The organism is Bacillus sp. JJ634, from assembly GCF_036962285.1.
In the GTDB taxonomy this organism is placed as follows: domain Bacteria; phylum Bacillota; class Bacilli; order Bacillales; family DSM-1321; genus Peribacillus; species Peribacillus asahii_A.
On sequence record NZ_JBALMU010000054.1, the window covers coordinates 1 to 16,579 of the forward strand.

The 16,579-nt window shown below is 37.1% G+C and carries 16 protein-coding genes; 11 read left to right on the forward strand and 5 right to left on the reverse strand.

All coding sequences use genetic code 11. The features are described from left to right. The first annotated feature begins 74 nt into the window (after nt 1-74). Both V7068_RS09935 and V7068_RS09940 read left to right on the forward strand, forming a co-directional pair. A complete protein-coding gene (locus V7068_RS09935) occupies nt 75-503 on the forward strand; it encodes a hypothetical protein (protein ID WP_252289923.1) in 429 nt (142 codons plus the stop codon). Between the two features lie 128 nt (nt 504-631). Further along, entirely contained in the window at nt 632-1,504 is an 873-nt protein-coding gene (locus V7068_RS09940; RefSeq protein ID WP_499712573.1) for a CvfB family protein, read from the forward strand. A gap of 379 nt (nt 1,505-1,883) precedes the next feature. Here the strand turns inward: V7068_RS09940 and cotJC are convergent, their stop codons facing one another. Genes cotJC through V7068_RS09955 form a run of 3 tightly spaced genes read right to left on the reverse strand, consistent with a single transcriptional unit; the run spans nt 1,884 to nt 2,969 of the window. Continuing rightward, on the reverse strand, nt 1,884-2,453 hold the full coding sequence (cotJC, locus tag V7068_RS09945) for a spore coat protein CotJC (RefSeq protein WP_127760877.1): 570 nt from the start codon (nt 2,451-2,453) through the stop codon (nt 1,884-1,886). 12 nt (nt 2,454-2,465) lie between these two features. Then, a complete protein-coding gene (gene cotJB, locus V7068_RS09950) occupies nt 2,466-2,729 on the reverse strand; it encodes a spore coat protein CotJB (protein WP_375349729.1) in 264 nt (87 codons plus the stop codon). Next, nucleotides 2,730-2,969 (reverse strand): spore coat associated protein CotJA, encoded by a 240-nt coding sequence (locus V7068_RS09955; protein WP_499712574.1) that lies wholly within the window; start codon nt 2,967-2,969, stop codon nt 2,730-2,732. A gap of 153 nt (nt 2,970-3,122) precedes the next feature. Here V7068_RS09955 and recQ point away from each other — a divergent pair, with 153 nt between their 5' ends. The 3 genes from recQ to V7068_RS09970 all read left to right on the forward strand — a co-directional run bounded on the left by recQ (nt 3,123) and on the right by V7068_RS09970 (nt 6,398). Then, on the forward strand, nt 3,123-5,243 hold the full coding sequence (gene recQ, locus V7068_RS09960) for a DNA helicase RecQ (protein ID WP_499712575.1): 2,121 nt from the start codon (nt 3,123-3,125) through the stop codon (nt 5,241-5,243). Nucleotides 5,244-5,313: 70 nt separating this feature from the next. After that, entirely contained in the window at nt 5,314-5,520 is a 207-nt protein-coding gene (locus V7068_RS09965) for a cold-inducible protein YdjO-related protein (protein WP_252289911.1), read from the forward strand. A gap of 683 nt (nt 5,521-6,203) precedes the next feature. Next, entirely contained in the window at nt 6,204-6,398 is a 195-nt protein-coding gene (locus tag V7068_RS09970) for a cold-shock protein (RefSeq protein WP_499712576.1), read from the forward strand. Nucleotides 6,399-6,441: 43 nt separating this feature from the next. Here the strand turns inward: V7068_RS09970 and V7068_RS09975 are convergent, their stop codons facing one another. Beyond that, nucleotides 6,442-7,281, reverse strand: coding sequence for a YitT family protein (locus V7068_RS09975; protein ID WP_499712628.1), 840 nt, complete (start codon nt 7,279-7,281; stop codon nt 6,442-6,444). A 309-nt stretch (nt 7,282-7,590) separates the two neighbouring features. Between V7068_RS09975 and V7068_RS09980 the strand changes: the two genes are divergently transcribed. The 6 genes from V7068_RS09980 to V7068_RS10005 all read left to right on the forward strand — a co-directional run bounded on the left by V7068_RS09980 (nt 7,591) and on the right by V7068_RS10005 (nt 14,114). Further along, nucleotides 7,591-9,750 carry a PAS domain S-box protein gene (locus V7068_RS09980; protein WP_499712577.1) on the forward strand — a complete coding sequence of 720 codons (2,160 nt, stop codon included), beginning with the start codon at nt 7,591-7,593 and terminating at the stop codon, nt 9,748-9,750. 310 nt (nt 9,751-10,060) lie between these two features. Continuing rightward, entirely contained in the window at nt 10,061-10,852 is a 792-nt protein-coding gene (locus V7068_RS09985; protein WP_375349735.1) for an SGNH/GDSL hydrolase family protein, read from the forward strand. Continuing rightward, nucleotides 10,845-11,762, forward strand: coding sequence for an ABC transporter ATP-binding protein (locus tag V7068_RS09990; protein WP_499712578.1), 918 nt, complete (start codon nt 10,845-10,847; stop codon nt 11,760-11,762). Before V7068_RS09985 ends, V7068_RS09990 begins: the two co-directional genes overlap by 8 nt. Then, on the forward strand, nt 11,755-12,735 hold the full coding sequence (locus tag V7068_RS09995) for an ABC transporter permease (protein ID WP_499712579.1): 981 nt from the start codon (nt 11,755-11,757) through the stop codon (nt 12,733-12,735). The genes V7068_RS09990 and V7068_RS09995 overlap by 8 nt, the downstream gene beginning before the upstream one ends. A 103-nt stretch (nt 12,736-12,838) precedes the next feature. After that, on the forward strand, nt 12,839-13,270 hold the full coding sequence (locus V7068_RS10000; RefSeq protein ID WP_499712580.1) for a CBS domain-containing protein: 432 nt from the start codon (nt 12,839-12,841) through the stop codon (nt 13,268-13,270). A 421-nt stretch (nt 13,271-13,691) separates the two neighbouring features. Next, nucleotides 13,692-14,114, forward strand: coding sequence for a MaoC family dehydratase (locus V7068_RS10005; RefSeq protein WP_499712581.1), 423 nt, complete (start codon nt 13,692-13,694; stop codon nt 14,112-14,114). 191 nt (nt 14,115-14,305) lie between these two features. On the opposite strand, the gene V7068_RS10010 is transcribed toward V7068_RS10005, so the two are convergent. Beyond that, nucleotides 14,306-16,399, reverse strand: coding sequence for a sigma 54-interacting transcriptional regulator (locus V7068_RS10010; protein WP_499712582.1), 2,094 nt, complete (start codon nt 16,397-16,399; stop codon nt 14,306-14,308). Nucleotides 16,400-16,579: the final 180 nt, after the last annotated feature.

The following is a 16,579-nucleotide window of genomic DNA, read 5'->3' on the forward strand; positions in this document are numbered from 1 at the left end:
TTTTTAAACTGTACATAAGTGGTACACTAGTATACTGTTTAAGATTATAAAGTAAAAATATAGGGGAGTTTTTTATGAATATTCACTTGAAAAGAGAACAATATGAAACATTACTTAAGCTTGTCCAATATGGATATTGGGTAGCTTCTTCTGACCAGGAGACAAATGAGGCTCAAGCGTTTGGTGAAATGGAACAGTATATATTGTCACTGGCAAAAGACTTTGGTTTTGACGGTGTTGAATGGGATGAAGAGTATAACTTATATGATGTGACAGCAACATGTAAAAATGGCATACAACAGATAATTGATCAGTATGAAGAGATGGTGTTTAAAGATAAATTAGCGTATTATCTTGCACGCCGGGACTTGGCTCGGGAAATGACAGAGCATGTATACGATGAGGAACGAGCGTTTGAGCGCATTGTTGAACTAGAAGAAGACTATCACCTTCATTTAGAGAAGCATGGAGTTGATCACCTGCAAATCGATAAAACTAAATGAGATGAGTAAAACAGGCTCTGTATACTAGTCCTGTACATCGAGTGTAAAAAGTGATAGATTCAACTATGTTGAAAAATACATATCAGGGTACAATGATAAGTAAAGGAACGTACAGGAGGAAATCATACATGCAAATGATAGAGGTCGGCAAGGCCGTTGAATTAGAAGTTGATCGCGAAACGGAATTTGGCTATTTTTTAACAGATGGTACAGATGATGTATTGCTTCATAATAGTGAAATAACAGAAGGAACAGAACTAGAAATTGGGCAGGAAGTAACCGTTTTTATTTACTTAGATAAACAAGGTCGTTTAACGTCAACAATGAAGATTCCAAGTATTCAAGTTGGTACATATGGCTGGGCGGAAGTAGTGAATGTTAGAAGAGAGTTAGGCGTATTTGTCAATATCGGTCTATCTAAGGACATTTTAGTATCATTAGATGATTTACCGAATTTACAGCATTTATGGCCAGCGGTGGGTGACCGTTTATATGTTTCTTTAAAAACAGATCGTCAAGAGCGCTTATTTGCTAAGTTAGCAACGGAAGATGTCATTCAAGAAATGGCGGTAAAAGCGCCGTTAAAAGGTGTACGTAATACGACGGTTAAAGGAAATGTATATCGCTTATTAATGGTCGGTTCGTTCTTCGTTTCACAAGAAGGCTATCGTTGCTTTGTGCATGAAAGTGAGCGGAAGCAAGAGCCTCGATTAGGAGAATTTGTAGAAGGACGCGTCATTGATAGCAAAGAAGATGGCACATTAAATGTGTCGTTAATGCCATTTAAACAAGATAAAATGGTGGATGATGCCGAGGTCATTTTCCGTTACTTAATGAATCGTGGCGGCGCGATGCCATATGGGGATAAAACGCAGCCAGAAGACGTTCAATTTCATTTTGGGTTGAGCAAAGGAGCGTTTAAACGCGCATTAGGAAAGTTGATGAAAGAAGGAAAAGTTTATCAAGAGGACGGTTGGACTTATTCGTCTGATCGAAAATAAATGAGAGTAGGCCATGGAACTTTTTGAAGGATTCATGGCCTTTCTCGTTTTCTAATCCATTATTTGAAAGTGTGTAAAGGTACATTTAAAATGGGATACTTGCTCCGATTGGTATCTTCAGAATACCATCGCGCACTGTTAATCGTGAAAAGCCATGTTTTTTTCATTATATTTGGTAAGTCATTTACATTTTTCTTTGCCGTTTGTCTATTTTTTAGTTTATCTTAATATTATTATGTAAACTGATGCAGCATTTATTAATCAACACTATTCATTAACACAGTCAAAAAAGTAAATAGGAGGAGGCGAATCGCCCCAACCTATAAACTTCGTCACGATACATTTCGAGTAAATATAAATGCATATTCTGTATACCTTATTAAAAAATCTTTTTCCTGTTTTGTTCTTCTTTTAAAATTTCGACAGCTTCTCGGAAACGCATAGAGTGTACAATTTCGCGTTCGCGTAAAAAACGTAATGAATCGTTAACATCAGGGTCATCGGAAATGTCAATTAGCCATTGATAGGTAGCCCTTGCCTTTTCTTCAGCCGCGATGTCTTCATATAAATCGGCAATTGGATCTCCTTTTGCTTGAATGTATGTCGCCGTCCACGGATTTCCGGCAGCATTTTCATAAAAAAGAGCACCATCATGATTCACATACCGCTCTGCAAGGCCAGCTGCCCGCATTTGCTGCGGTGTGGCGTCTTTTGTTAATTTATACACCATCGTTGCAATCATTTCGAGATGCGCAAATTCCTCTGTTCCAATGTCTGTAAGTAATCCAATTACTTTATCTGGAATCGTGTATCGTTGATTTAAATAACGGAGAGCAGCAGCGAGTTCACCGTCTGCACCTCCATATTGTTCAATGAGATATTTCGCGAGCTTTGGGTTACAAGTGCTGACTTTCACAGGATATTGTAATTTTTTTTCGTAAATCCACATACTTTTCCCTCCTTACACCTGCCATGGCCATGGGCCGAATCCCCAGTCCCATTGTTGACCAACCGGGCTATTTCCATATTGTAATAACGGACCATATCTTGGCTCAAAGATGGCTTTTAATTGTCTAGAATACTCCGAGTATTGATTGAATTGCGTTAATGCATTTTGATCATCTGGGTGTGTATCCAAGTACAGGGTTAATTCAACGAGAACAAAGTCGGCAGCTTGGATTTGCTCCAGCAGTTGATAGTATTCTGCATCTAGTTTTTTATTCATTTAAGAATCCCTCTCTCGATATGGGTTTTCATAATAATCATAAAAAACTTTCCAAAGTGTGCCGCGCCTTAATGCTTCTTGTGGGGAAAATTGTTCAAGGTTTGGTGGTTGAAAGGTCATATATATGTTAATAGGAGTTCGATAAAATTTATTGCCGATAGGCGGACATGGGTCAAAAGGACTATGGAAAGGTTGCCACGCTTTGACCTGTGTAAACGGTTGTTCATGCTGTTGACTCATATAAAGTCCCTCCTTCACAGAAAGATTCTGCCTATACAAAAGTATGCACATTCGATCTGTTTATGCTTAAATCGGTAAAACAGTTAATAGTTCACGTTATGAAAGAAGACATGTACAATATAGCTATGAATCAGCAATGAGGAGGGCTTTTTATTGATTACGAAAGCACGTGAGTATTTACAACATTATTTTGGATATGAGTCGTTTCGAAGTGGGCAGGAAGCGATTATTGAACGGGTGCTTGCAGGAAAAAATACAGCAGGAATTATGCCGACTGGTGGAGGAAAGTCGATTTGTTATCAAATTCCAGCTCTTTTGTTTCCAGGCATAACACTTGTTATTTCGCCTCTCATTTCTTTAATGAAAGATCAGGTGGATGCGCTTGTACATAATGGAATTGAAGCGACGTATTTAAACAGCTCGATTTCTGCTAGTGAAGCATATACGCGAATGAACGATATTAAGCAAGGAAAATATAAGCTGGTTTATATTGCTCCTGAGCGTCTAGATCATTCCGCTTTTCAACAAGAATGGCAGCATATGAATCTATCCTTAGTAGCTATTGATGAGGCTCATTGTATTTCGCAGTGGGGACATGATTTTCGGCCAAGCTATTTAAAAATTAAAACCCTTTTAAAAGAACTGCCATCGAAACCAATTGTGCTTGCTTTAACAGCGACAGCTACACCGGAAGTAACAGCAGACATTTGTCAGTCGCTTGGAATTGATAATGAAACGACGATTTCTACAGGGTTTGCTCGGGATAATTTGTTTTTTTCGGTTGTGAAAGAGGAGAATCGTGATCAATTTCTCATGCGTTATATAGAAAAAAATAAGCAAGAATCGGGTATCATCTATGCGGCAACAAGAAAAGATGTTGATTTGCTTTATCAGCGGTTACAAAAAGCAGGCATCCAAGTTGGACGTTATCATGCGGGAATGAATGAAGGAGAACGCTCTTTCATGCAGGATCAATTTATTCAGGATGACCTATCGGTGATGGTCGCAACGTCTGCATTCGGAATGGGGATTGATAAATCGAATGTCCGATATGTGATTCATTATCAAACTCCTAAAAACATGGAAAGTTATTATCAAGAAGCGGGACGTGCTGGACGAGATGGATTAGATAGTGAGTGTATTCTCTTATATTCTCCGCAAGATATGCAAGTGCAGCGTTTTTTAATTGAACAATCTCACCCAGATCCCGAACGAAAAGAAGAAGAGTTAAAGAAATTAAATAAAATGAAAGATTATAGTTTTACCGAAGGCTGTTTACAAGCTTTTATTTTACGCTATTTTGGCGATGTAAATCCTGAAGATTGCGGTCATTGTGAGAATTGTACAGATCAACGTCATTCAATGGATGTAACAATGGAAGCTCAAATGGTACTATCTTGTATGATTCGTATGGGGGAACGTTTTGGAAAAACATTAATTAGTCAAGTGTTAACAGGCTCTCGTAATAAGAAAATTGAAGAGTTTGGTTTTGGGCGTTTATCAACCTATGGTATTATGAAGCATCAAACAGCGAAGGAAGTAGCGGACTTTATTGATTTTCTTACCGCTAAGCAATATATCGAAATGACAGGTGGGCAGTATCCGGTATTAAAAGTAACGCATAGTGGGAAAGAAGTTTTAATGGGTCAGAAGCAAGTGTATCGTAAGGAAAGAAAGCAAGTTGCTGCCCTTACAATGGATAATGTCTTGTTTGAACAATTACGTCATGTGCGTAAAGAATTGGCGAGTGCGGAAAATGTTGCACCATTTATCATTTTTTCAGATGTAACGTTAAAGGATATGGCGGCTAAATTACCGCAAACGAAGGAGCAACTCCTTGATGTGAAAGGAGTCGGGCAACAAAAGCTTGAACGATATGGTCAAGCTTTTATGGAGAGTATTCAAGCATATGTCGCTGAGCACCCCGAGGCAGCGCATATACCTCAACCGAAGGAGAAATCACGAAAAAATGGAGGAATACCAACGCATCTTGAAAGTTATCAATTGTATCGTGAAGGAAAAGCGATAAAGGACATTGCGACAGCTCGCAGTTTATCAATTGTGACGATTGAAAGTCATATTATCAAGTGTGCTGAAGAAGGTTTGGAAATAGACTGGAATCAAATTTTTTCAGAAGCGGCATATCAACAAATTATTGAAACAGCTAATCGGCTTGGTACAGACAAGCTTAAGCCGTTAAAAGAAGCGTTACCTGAGGAAACATCCTATTTTATGATTAAAGCAGCCCTTGTAAAAGCGAGGACAGAAGAGTAATTAAATTTTTTTCAGTTCATAAATAAGTTATAAACGTAATGCGTATACTATGGAAAAGAGGAGGTTGCCCATGTATTTTGCTAAAAGAAATTCAGAGGAGCCCGAAATAGTTATTGAAAACACCGTTGTATACGCATGTGAATCAACTAGTTGTAATGGGTGGATGAGGAAGGACTTTGCTTCTGAAAATTATGTATGCCCAATGTGTGGCAGTCAGTTAATTGAAGAAGTACGAGAACTGCCGAAAATCCAGACAGACTTTACTTCATTTAAGTAAGGGGTGATTAGCTCACCTCTTTATTTTTTGTAATTCTTTACATATAGAAAAAAATGTGTTATTATTAAAATTCAGTGATTTAAATGATAAATCGCTAGAGAGTAATTTTTTATAAGGCACTGTTAATGTATTGATTGACGTAACTTTTAGCTTAGTGTGTACACAATTACCGTTTCACGCATAGCTGCATGAAAGAAACTAACAATCAATCGCCTCATATAACATAGCCTTTTATAAAGCAGCATTTTTATTAAATTATGCTCGTAAGTTGAGTATAAGCATGAAAGATTAATCAATTGATTTCTCCACATTTATTTAGCCTTCAAGATTTTCTACAACCTTTTTATGTGTAAATTTCATTTTCCATTATTATGAGAGATTTTGTGAATAAAGATGTGCTTTGTGTCCTAGAACTTGATTCTCACAGGCGCGGTTTTGGAGCCGTATGGATGAGAGAGAGGCAGGGCTTTCATTGTTTCAGGTTTGGGCAAAAATTACGCTCGTGTATAAAGTAGCTTAATAGGAAATGCTTTGTTTATATACCGATTGGGGCTTTTATCCAAATAGTTGAGCTGTAATATGATATAATAGAATTAGATTTCTTGTTCATACTAACGGGTTCTCGTATCTCGTTCCACTTGAATGAAAAATAGTTTTTCAAAGAATCTAAGGAGTGAGATATATTGTATAGACGAAATAATGCAGAAGAAGTTGTCCCCGAAGAAACGAAAGTATGGGAATGTGTAGCTGATGATTGTAAAGGGTGGATTCGTGATAACTTTACAAGCGGCGATGATCAAAAGTGTCCGTTATGTGGTAGTGAAATGAAGGCCGGAACACGCATGCTGCAAGCGATTAATAATCCAAGAAACTATTAAGTGGAAAAAAAGAGCAAATGCTTAAAACAGCATTTGCTCTTTTTTAATGAATATTTTTTTTCTTAAAGCGGCCGCCGCGTACTTCAGCAATATCCCCAACGGCTAGAAAGGCAGAGGAATCGTATTCTTTTACGATATCTTTTAACTTAGCTTCTTCAAGACGGTTAATGACACAGAAGATGACTTTCTTATCATCCCCAGAGTAAGCCCCTTCACCAGTTAAATATGTAACTCCGCGGCCGAGTCGATGGAGAATTGCATCGCCAATGTCATGAAAGTTGTCACTAATAATCCAAACGAATTTCGATTCATCAAGTCCTGCAATCACGACATCCATTGTTTTATAAGCGACGAAGTAAGCAAGGATAGAGTACATAGCACGATCCCAGGAAAAGACAAAACCAGCACTGCCTAAAATGAAAATGTTGAAAAACATGACGATTTCCCCAACAGAAAAGGGCAGTTTCTTACTGGCTAAAATCGCCATAATTTCTGTACCGTCGAGAGAGCCGCCATATCGAATCACAATCCCGATTCCGACACCAAGAATCATACCTCCGAAAATTGAAGCGAGCAGAATGTCTTGCGTAAAGGCAGAAACAGGATGCAATAAGCTTGTTGAGATAGAAAGAATGATAATTCCATAAAGGGTGGAAACAGCGAAGGTTTTACCAATTTGTTTATAGCCGATGAAAAAGAAAGGAAGGTTTAAAAGAAAGATAAATATACCTAATTTCCAACCTGTCGTGTAAGATAACATAATCGAAATTCCAGTAATGCCTCCATCGATTACATTATTCGGTACTAAAAAGATTTCAAGGCCGATACTCATTAAGATGGCGCCTATTGTAATAAGAAAAGCACGTTGGATAATTTGGCGCATTGTTAAGCGTTTATGCTGCGTTTTTTTTTGGACAGCTTCCGCTGAGTGATAGCTCATTGTGTCTGACATATACCTGTCCCACTCCTTTTTCTATAAATATACTTATTGTTAATTATAAACGTAGAGAGATTTGTAAATAAAGGACTTTACATCATAAATGTGAAGTTTTTTGTTGATATTCCTTATTTTGGGTCGAAGATGGGAGAAAAGGAATAGCATAAAATGAAATAAAAACAAAAAAAGTTTTTAATATCGTCACTTTTTCCATTACAATATAAGAAAATAGATGTAGAAAGGTAATATGAAATAATGGACGGACTTATTGTATCACCCAATTCAGTTATTTTTATTACCGCGGTAATGTTGACTTTTATTTCGACATATACAGCGATTGAGCTATTACTGATGATGCGGACAACGAAAGGGCATATGAAGCGTTTCCTATATATAGGCAGCAGCTTTGCGTTAGGAATTGCGATTTGGACACTTAATTTCTTTAATAGTTTAATTGGCGGTGACAATCGTATCGTTTCAATGAACGTAGCTATTAGTGTTTTAGCTTTTGTACTTGGAACGGCTTTAGCAGCAATGGGTTTCTTCAGTTTATCTAAAAAAAAGCTGCTTCTTTCCCAGTTGCTAATAGCCAGCTTTTTGCTCTCCATGGCTGTATTGTCTAGTTATATTATTGGAATGTATGCTCTGCAACATTCATTTGCGTATAATGTAGTCTTACTCGGTATACCATTTGCTATTCTTTTTTGTTTATTTGTTGTGGCTCTTCTTATTTTATTTTATCCAAGCAGATTTAATCGAGGGAATACGTACTTTTTGAAGTTGGTTAGTACGTTGGTCATGACGGGGGCGATTACCCAAGGGCATTTTCTTCTGTTAAGCGCGTTCCCTGCTAATCACGCAATCCGCAGTATTAATGAACTCTTGAATGAGATGCCTTTTATTATGTATTTACTCTTTTTTGTTTCGCTTCTTGTATTATCCGGCTTGATTACGTCTAGTACGATTATTAATCGTCGTTTAGCAAAAAGTGATAATTATGTAAAGGATATTCGTTTTGCGCTCGATCAATCTTCTATTGTCGCGATTACCGACCCACAAGGTATTATTACGTATGTAAATGATAAGTTTGTTGAGATTTCAAAGTACAGTGAAGAAGAGCTGCTTGGACAGAGTCATTCCATTATTAACTCGGGATACCATCCGAAAGAGTTTTTCGGGAATTTATGGAGCACGATTAAGCAAGGACGCACATGGAGCGGGGAAATATGCAATAAAGACAAATATGGTAACTTCTATTGGGTCCATACGACGATTGTGCCTTTTATGGAGCATGGGAAGCCATATCAATTTATTTCGATTCGTTCAGATATTACGCGTCGTAAACAAGCGGAACAGGATTTGAAAACATCGATTCGCGAATTACAAGATATTTATAATGCACTTAATCATTCGTCTATTGTCATGATTACGGATAAAGCAGGGAAAATCGTTCAAGTGAATGACCAATTTATCGCTATTTCTGGATATACTGCAGAGGAATTAATTGGCTGTTCACATTCAATTTTGCAATCGGATTATTATACAGAAGCATTACTAAAAGAAATTGGGGAAACGGTTTGGGCAGGCAAAGTGTGGAAAGGAGAATTGCGCAATCTGGCGAAAGATGGCGGGGAGTATTGGGTAGATGCGACCATTGTTCCGTATCGTTCTGAAGCAGGAAAACCGACGTACTTCTTATCCATTCTTCATGATATTACCGAACGGAAGAAATCAGAAGAGCTATTACATCAACAAGATAAATTAGCCGCCGTCGGCCAATTAGCGGCAGGCGTGGCTCATGAGATTCGTAATCCGCTTACATCGATGAAGGGATATACAGAGTTTTTACAATTGGATGAAAAAGACCCAACAAGGCTCGAATCTTTGGATATTATCTTAGATGAAATTGACCGTGTAAACCAAATTGTTGAGGAGTTTCTTGTGCTTGCGAAGCCGCAGTCTGTTAAGTTAGAAACAAAAAATATTGTTCCAATCATTCAAAATGTTTTATCCTTAATGGAATTTGATGCGAGAAAGAAAAAGGTCAATTTTTATTTTGAAAACATGTATGATTGCATTTTCGTTCGTTGTGATGAAAATCGTTTAAAGCAAGTGTTTTTAAACTTTGTGAAAAATGGAATTGAGGCCATGCCTAATGGCGGTCATATTAAAGTGACAACAGAGCTTAAAGAAGGCGAAGTACAAATTTCTTTTGAAGATACTGGTGTCGGCATTCCGCCCGATCGTTTGAAAAAGCTGGGCGAACCATTTTATACGACCAAGGAAACCGGAAATGGCTTAGGATTAATGGTGAGCTTTAAAATCATTGAAAGCCATCAAGGGCGTATAGTCGTTGAAAGTGAAGTGAATAAAGGAACCGCTTTTAATATTTTATTACCGTTAGAAACGGCATAGGGATTTGGTCAAATTATGATGTGTGAGTAGGGATGATAGATGAATACATTTCATTGTTGCGCAACATGTGAACACTTTCGCAGCGAGAGAGTTGATGATAAGATGCGTTATTATTGTTCAAGACTGCGTTATGAAACGCATCCAAAATATCAATTTAATTGTTGGTCTCCGACAGAAGTCGTTCAAAAATTGATGGAAAAAAGAAATCAAGAGAGATAAAGACAGAAGAAATTTTCTTCCTGTCTTTTTTTTTGTCTTTTTATAGAGATGTGTTTTAATGGAAACATTAGAATGTTTTGGAGGGATGAAGGTGAGCAGATGGAGGGTAAGAATCGTCACGGTTTTCTCGGCGCTGCTCGGTCTGTTGTGGATGGGCTGTCTTAGCTGGGCAATCGTTGATTATTATCATGGAGAAGCTTCTGGTGTTGAAGATCTATCCGCACAACCGGTTGAAAAGCGTCCAGATGAGTTTACTGTTGTTGCTTTAGGAGATTCATTAACACGAGGAACAGGTGATGAAACAGGAAAAGGATATGTAGGCACTGTGACTGAAGAGCTTGAAAAGAAATTCGATCATCCTATTACGGTGCAAAATCTTGGGATTAAAGGATTAGTATCTGCTCAATTAGCAGAACAAGTACAAGAACGAGAAGTGGAACGGCAGCTTCAACGAGCAGATGCGATTTTAGTAACCATAGGGGGCAATGATTTATTTCAAAAAGGAGAGACGTTGCTAAATCTAGATTCAACAACGATTTCTAAATTACAGAAAAATTATTTAGTACATTTAGATGAGATTTTATCGACAATTCGTCAGAATAACAGTTCGGCTCAACTGTTTATGCTTGGTTTATATAATCCGTTTATTGAATTGGATGAAAATGGGGAGATGAATGCCATTGTACGGCAATGGAATAATGAGACAGCTGAGGTGTTAGCGAAATATGAAGACATGGTGTTTGTGCCAACCTTTGACTTGTTCCAATTATCGGTTAATGAGTATTTATATTCGGACAAGTTTCACCCAAATAGTGCTGGATACCGCTTAATGGCTGAACGAATTGCCCCATTAATTGAATGGGAGGCAAAGGACGATGAGTAATGTGACATTAGAAGTAAACTCTGTAAAAAAGACAATTAGAAAACGAGAAATTATTAAAGATATTAGCTTCACTGTTAGAAAAGGAGAAGTTTTTGGATTTTTAGGGCCAAATGGTGCAGGTAAAACAACGACCATTCGAATGCTCGTTGGATTAATTAAACCAACAGCGGGTTCCATTCGCATTTGTGGCTATGATGTGAAAAAAGATTATAAGAAAGCCATGCAGCATTTAGGCTGTATTGTTGAAAATCCTGAACTATATCCTTTTCTGAGTGGCTGGAATAACTTACTTCATTTTGCGAGAATGCTGCCGAATGTAGGGGAAGAGCGAATGATGGAAGTGGTCAAGTTAGTTGGGCTAGAGCAAAGAATTCATGATACGGTGAAAACGTATTCTCTTGGTATGCGCCAACGACTTGGAATTGCCCAAGCGATGTTAAATCGTCCAAAGTTATTAATTTTAGATGAGCCAACAAATGGTCTTGACCCAGCAGGAATTCGTGAAATGAGACAGTTTATTCGTATGCTGGCAGAAGAGGAAGGAATGAGTGTGCTCGTTTCTTCTCATTTATTAAGTGAAATTCAATTGCTCTGTGACCGCGTAGCGATTATTACGAAAGGCGAAATTGTGAAGGTAGGTACAGTTAGTGATTTATTAAGTGTACAAGAGCGGATGAGCTGGCGTATTGAGCCGATAGAACTTGGAAAAGAAGTATTACGTTCATTAACAGAGGTAATGGAAACAGAAGATGGTTATGTACTGACAAGTTTTGATGAAGAGGAAACACCGAAATGGAATAAAGCGCTCGTAAAGCATGGTGTGAAAATACTTGAAATGAACAGAAGACTTCCGACGTTGGAGGATTTATTTTTAGAGCTTACAGACGGAGGAGGTGCAGGTATTGATTAACTTAATTCAAAACGAAATGATGAAGCTGTTGGCAAAGAAAAGGCTGCTTATTATTGGTGTAATTGTCGCTGTATTAGTCGTTCTGTTTACATATGCCCAATATAAACAAGCCGAAGAACAAAGAGAGAAGCTTGGGACAGATGATTGGCGTACAGCTGTACAGCAGCAAATTATCGATATTCAAAATCGTTTAAGTTCTAGTCGGATGTTAGATGAGTGGAGAGAACAGCTGCAGGTAACGGTTAAACAGCAGCAATATTATCTTGATCATAATATTAATCCATCTGAACCTGGAGCGGCTACATTTACGAGAATGTTTATCGAAAATGCGAGTTCTTTATTCATTCCTTTGTTAGTAATGATTGTAGCGAGTGATTTAGTCTCATCTGAAAGTAGTCAAGGAACGATTAAGCTATTGTTAACAAGGCCTGTGCCGCGTTGGAAAATATTAATGAGTAAATATATTACGTTACTGCTATCGATTTCCATAATTGTGGCGATGACAGGAGTTTTAGCATATGCGTTATCGGGTGTCGTTTTCGGCTATCATGGTTGGAATGCCCCGATTATTACCGGATTTACAGTGGAAGCTGGAAATGTAGATACAAGCGGTGTTCGTTTAATTAGCCAATGGCAGCTATTATTGATGGATTTTGGATTAGTTTGGTATATCGCTGTTGTCGTTGGTACGCTTGCGTTTATGTTATCTGTATTGATACGCAGTACTCCTGCAGGGATGGGAATTATGCTGGCAGCTCTTATTTCGGGGGCTATTTTGAACAATATGGTATCGTCTTGGGAGTCTGCTAAATATTTTTTTATGGTCAATTTACAGCTTACTAATTATTTAAGTGGAGTCGCTCCACCGATTGAAGGAATGACGCTTCTATCGTCTGTGCTTATTCTCTTTATATGGTGGCTGGCAGCGTTAATCGTTTCATTTATCGTATTTATTCGAAAAGATGTATATTAGACAATGTTAGTCTTTATAGAGGTTGCTTTCATTTTCCACGTGTATGAGACTGTAGCATGGATAATAATAAATTTGTACCAACTACAGAAGTGGAGGAATTCTCATGCAAACAGTAAGAGATATTATGACAACGAATGTGGATTGTTGTACGACGCAAGATAATATTTATGAAGCAGCGCTAAAAATGAAACAGGATAATGTGGGGATGATTCCTGTTTTGGATAATGATACGTTAGTCGGTGTTATTACTGACCGTGATATTGTTATTCGCTGTGTTGCTGAAAAGAAACCAAATTCAACAAAAATTACTGATGTGATTTCCACACGTCTAGTAACAGGCACACCAGATATGTCCATTGATGATATCGAAGAGTTAATGGCAACCGAACAAATTCGTCGTATTCCAATTATTGAGAATAATCGACTGGTTGGTATTGTTGCACTTGGGGATTTAGCTGTTCGTAAAGAATCGGATCAAAGAGCGGGCATAGCCTTAAGTTCCATTTCGGAACAGCATAATCAAGTTCAGCATTAACAAAAGAAACCTTTGTTAGCGAGTGCTAACAGAGGTTTCTTTTGTTTTATAAAAAAGGCTATGTTAAACAACAGCGTTCTATAACATAGCCTATAAAAAAATAATAAATATGGATTATTCTTTAACATATATATATTGATGAATTAAGTGTATTTATACTCATAATAATTTTAGATTACAAGAAACGTCACTTTTTGATGTCGAAATTTGCCTAGTATACATATTTGCTACAGGAAACTAGCGGGATTACGAAAATTTAAAAATACTATGCCCTTTTTGTTTACAACCTGTTAAGTGTTATTAACAATCATTTGTTTATAATACTTAACATTTTTTGCTTGTTCCATGGAAAGGGAATCGTATGAGGCGGTATAAAAGGTGGTACGAAAATTGCATTTAAATTGGGAAGAGGTGATTTTACATGAAATTTCATGAACTGAATATTGGACAGGTTTTTGAAACACCGTCCTATAAAATTAATAAGGAGGAGATTATTACATTTGCATCAGAATACGACCCACAGTATATGCACATCGATGAAGAAAAGGCTAAACAAAGCAGATTTAAAGGAATCATCGCTTCGGGATTGCATACGCTGGGTATTTCTTTTAAGCTGTGGGTGGACTTGGGTATTTTAGGTGACGATGTGATTGCTGGTACAGGGATCAATAATCTTAAATTTACCAAGCCAGTATATCCTGATGATCTCTTGCATGTTACCGCTAAAGTAATTAATAAGAGAGAGAAAAAAGGAGTGGGAGAAATTACTTTATTACTTTCAACTTATAAAAATGATGGTGAACAGGTGTTAGCAGCAGAAATATCCGCACTTATATCAAAATAGTGATGAACTTTGCGCCTTTATTCCATTGTGCTGAATCGTATATTGATGGTTTGTCGGTTATTTATTGAGATTATAATCCTAGTGAAATATTATCGGATTTAGCTGTCATAATATCAGTTTAGAGAAAAAGTGAATATCTAAATAAAATGTGCGGGTAGCCTAAATTCAGGTTAGCCGCACATCTTTATTGTTCACTCCAAATTATATTTCTTAATTTTTGCATAGAGCCAAGGTCTACTGATACCGAGTAGTTGACTTGCTTTTGTTTTATTTCCTTTTGCTTCTTTTAAGGCTGTTATAATGATTTCCTTTTCATTTGTATGAATCTTATCTTTATATGTTGAGATGGTCTGTTGAGGGATGATTTTTTTTTCAATATGTTCAGTATCATCGTTGAAAGTAGGGATATTATCGGCCTCAATGTAATCACCAGTTTTTAAGTTCGCTGCCCTTTCTAGAATATTTTGCAATTCTCTCACATTTCCCGGCCATGTATGCTTCATTAGTTTCGTTAAAGCAACATGGGTGACTCCGTTAATATCAAAGCCACTTTGATTTAATCGTTGTATAATCGCTTGAATAATATCGGGTAAATCTTCTATTCTTTCTCTTAAAGGTGGAATGTTTAATCGCATAATATTTAATCGATAGTATAAATCTTCTCTAAATTTCCCCTCAGCAACCAATTTTTCAATATTTTGATTCGTAGCCGCAATGACTTTCGTATTTAAATGAATCGTCTTAGCACTGCCAATTGGCTGAAATTCTTTTTCTTGTAGAACGCGTAATATTTTTGTTTGAAGGGGCATGGACATATCCCCGATTTCATCCAAAAAGATTGTACCGTTTTGTGCTAGTTCAAATTTTCCTTTCATCCCGCCTTTTTTTGCACCCGTGAAGGCTCCGTCGGCATAACCGAAAAATTCAGATTCAAGCAATTCGGGCGGAATGGCTGCACAATTCACTTGGATAAAGGGGCCCGTTTGTCCAGAAGCCGCATGGATACCTTGGGCAAATAATTCTTTTCCTGTCCCGCTTTCTCCAATAATCAAAACGGTAGACATGCTTTTAGAAGCTAGAGTCGCTTCATGTTTGACTTTTCGTATGGCGTCAGACTCCCCAGCAATGTCAAATAACGTATACTTGGTTCCTTTTATTTCATTGATTTCATGTTGATAGGCGGATACTTGTTTTTCTAACTTTTTCACTGTTGTTAAAGCTTTATGCAAATGAGTTAGGCCACGGTAAGTCACTTTACAAATGGCACTGATCGATTCACCATTTTCTTTTATAGGCAGAATAGAAATGAGAGTTTGTTGTCCGTTAATAATTTGCGGTGTATTGTGAATAGTAATCCCGCTTTGGATTACATTTTCAATTTCTAGTTCAGGGAACAGCTTAGTTGTAGACTGATTTAATACATCTTTACTATCCAATCCAAATAAATCGTTGAATCCTTTATTCACCATCGTAATCTCTGCTTTTTTATTAACGAGAATAATAGCGTCATAGGCGAATTCTATGACAGACCTGAGTTTTTGTTCCCACTCTTTAGTAAGTTGCAATTCATTAATTGTTTCTTCGATTTGCGTAACATCTTCGATAACGACCATTGCACCTACCAACGAATCATGACTGCTTAGTGGATAACAATGTACGTATAAGCTGTAGCCGTTCAAATTTAACTGTCCTTTGGCTACAATGGAACCGTTAATTAAAATATCCCCAATTAATTCTTTAATTTTCTTTAATGCCATTTTTTCTATAAAAGCATCGAGTTGCTTTTCATTTATATTCAATAATTTATGTGCTAGTGAATTTGCGGTGGTTATTTGGAAGTTTGTATTAATGGACAATAAGCCAAAGTTTAGGTTATTAAACAATAACGCTAATTGAGATTCGGCTTGATCTAAGACAATATTGTATGAACTCAGTATTTGTTGAGTTGATATAACTCCAATGGGCATCATCTCTTCGTCAACAACCGGTGCATGTCCAATATTATGCTTCAAAAATACTCTTCTTGTATGTTCAATTAGATCGGTTGGACGTAGAAAGACTGGATTTGGATTATAGTAGTGGTCAATAGTAGTATCAAAGGATGGCTTTGTTGTGAGCATTTGAAAAATTTTATTTTTTGTAATGATTCCAATTAATTTATTGGATTCATCAACAACTGGAAGCATATTGGAGTGAGTTTGGTTAAACATGAGTAGCACATCATGTAGTGTAGCATCTTTAGAGCAGTGCGTAAAATTTGTTGTCATGCTATCTGAAACTAACAAATAAATCCCCCCTGATAATTTCCATTTTATTAATAAAAAGTGTAAGCGTTAACACTTATTTTGTAAATGTATTTTTACACTTCTCGATTTTTGTTAAAAATTATTTACACATTGGTAGAGAAAACCCTTTGCTTTATTAAGAAATAATATGGCACGGAACTTGCAATAGTATTTTTATAG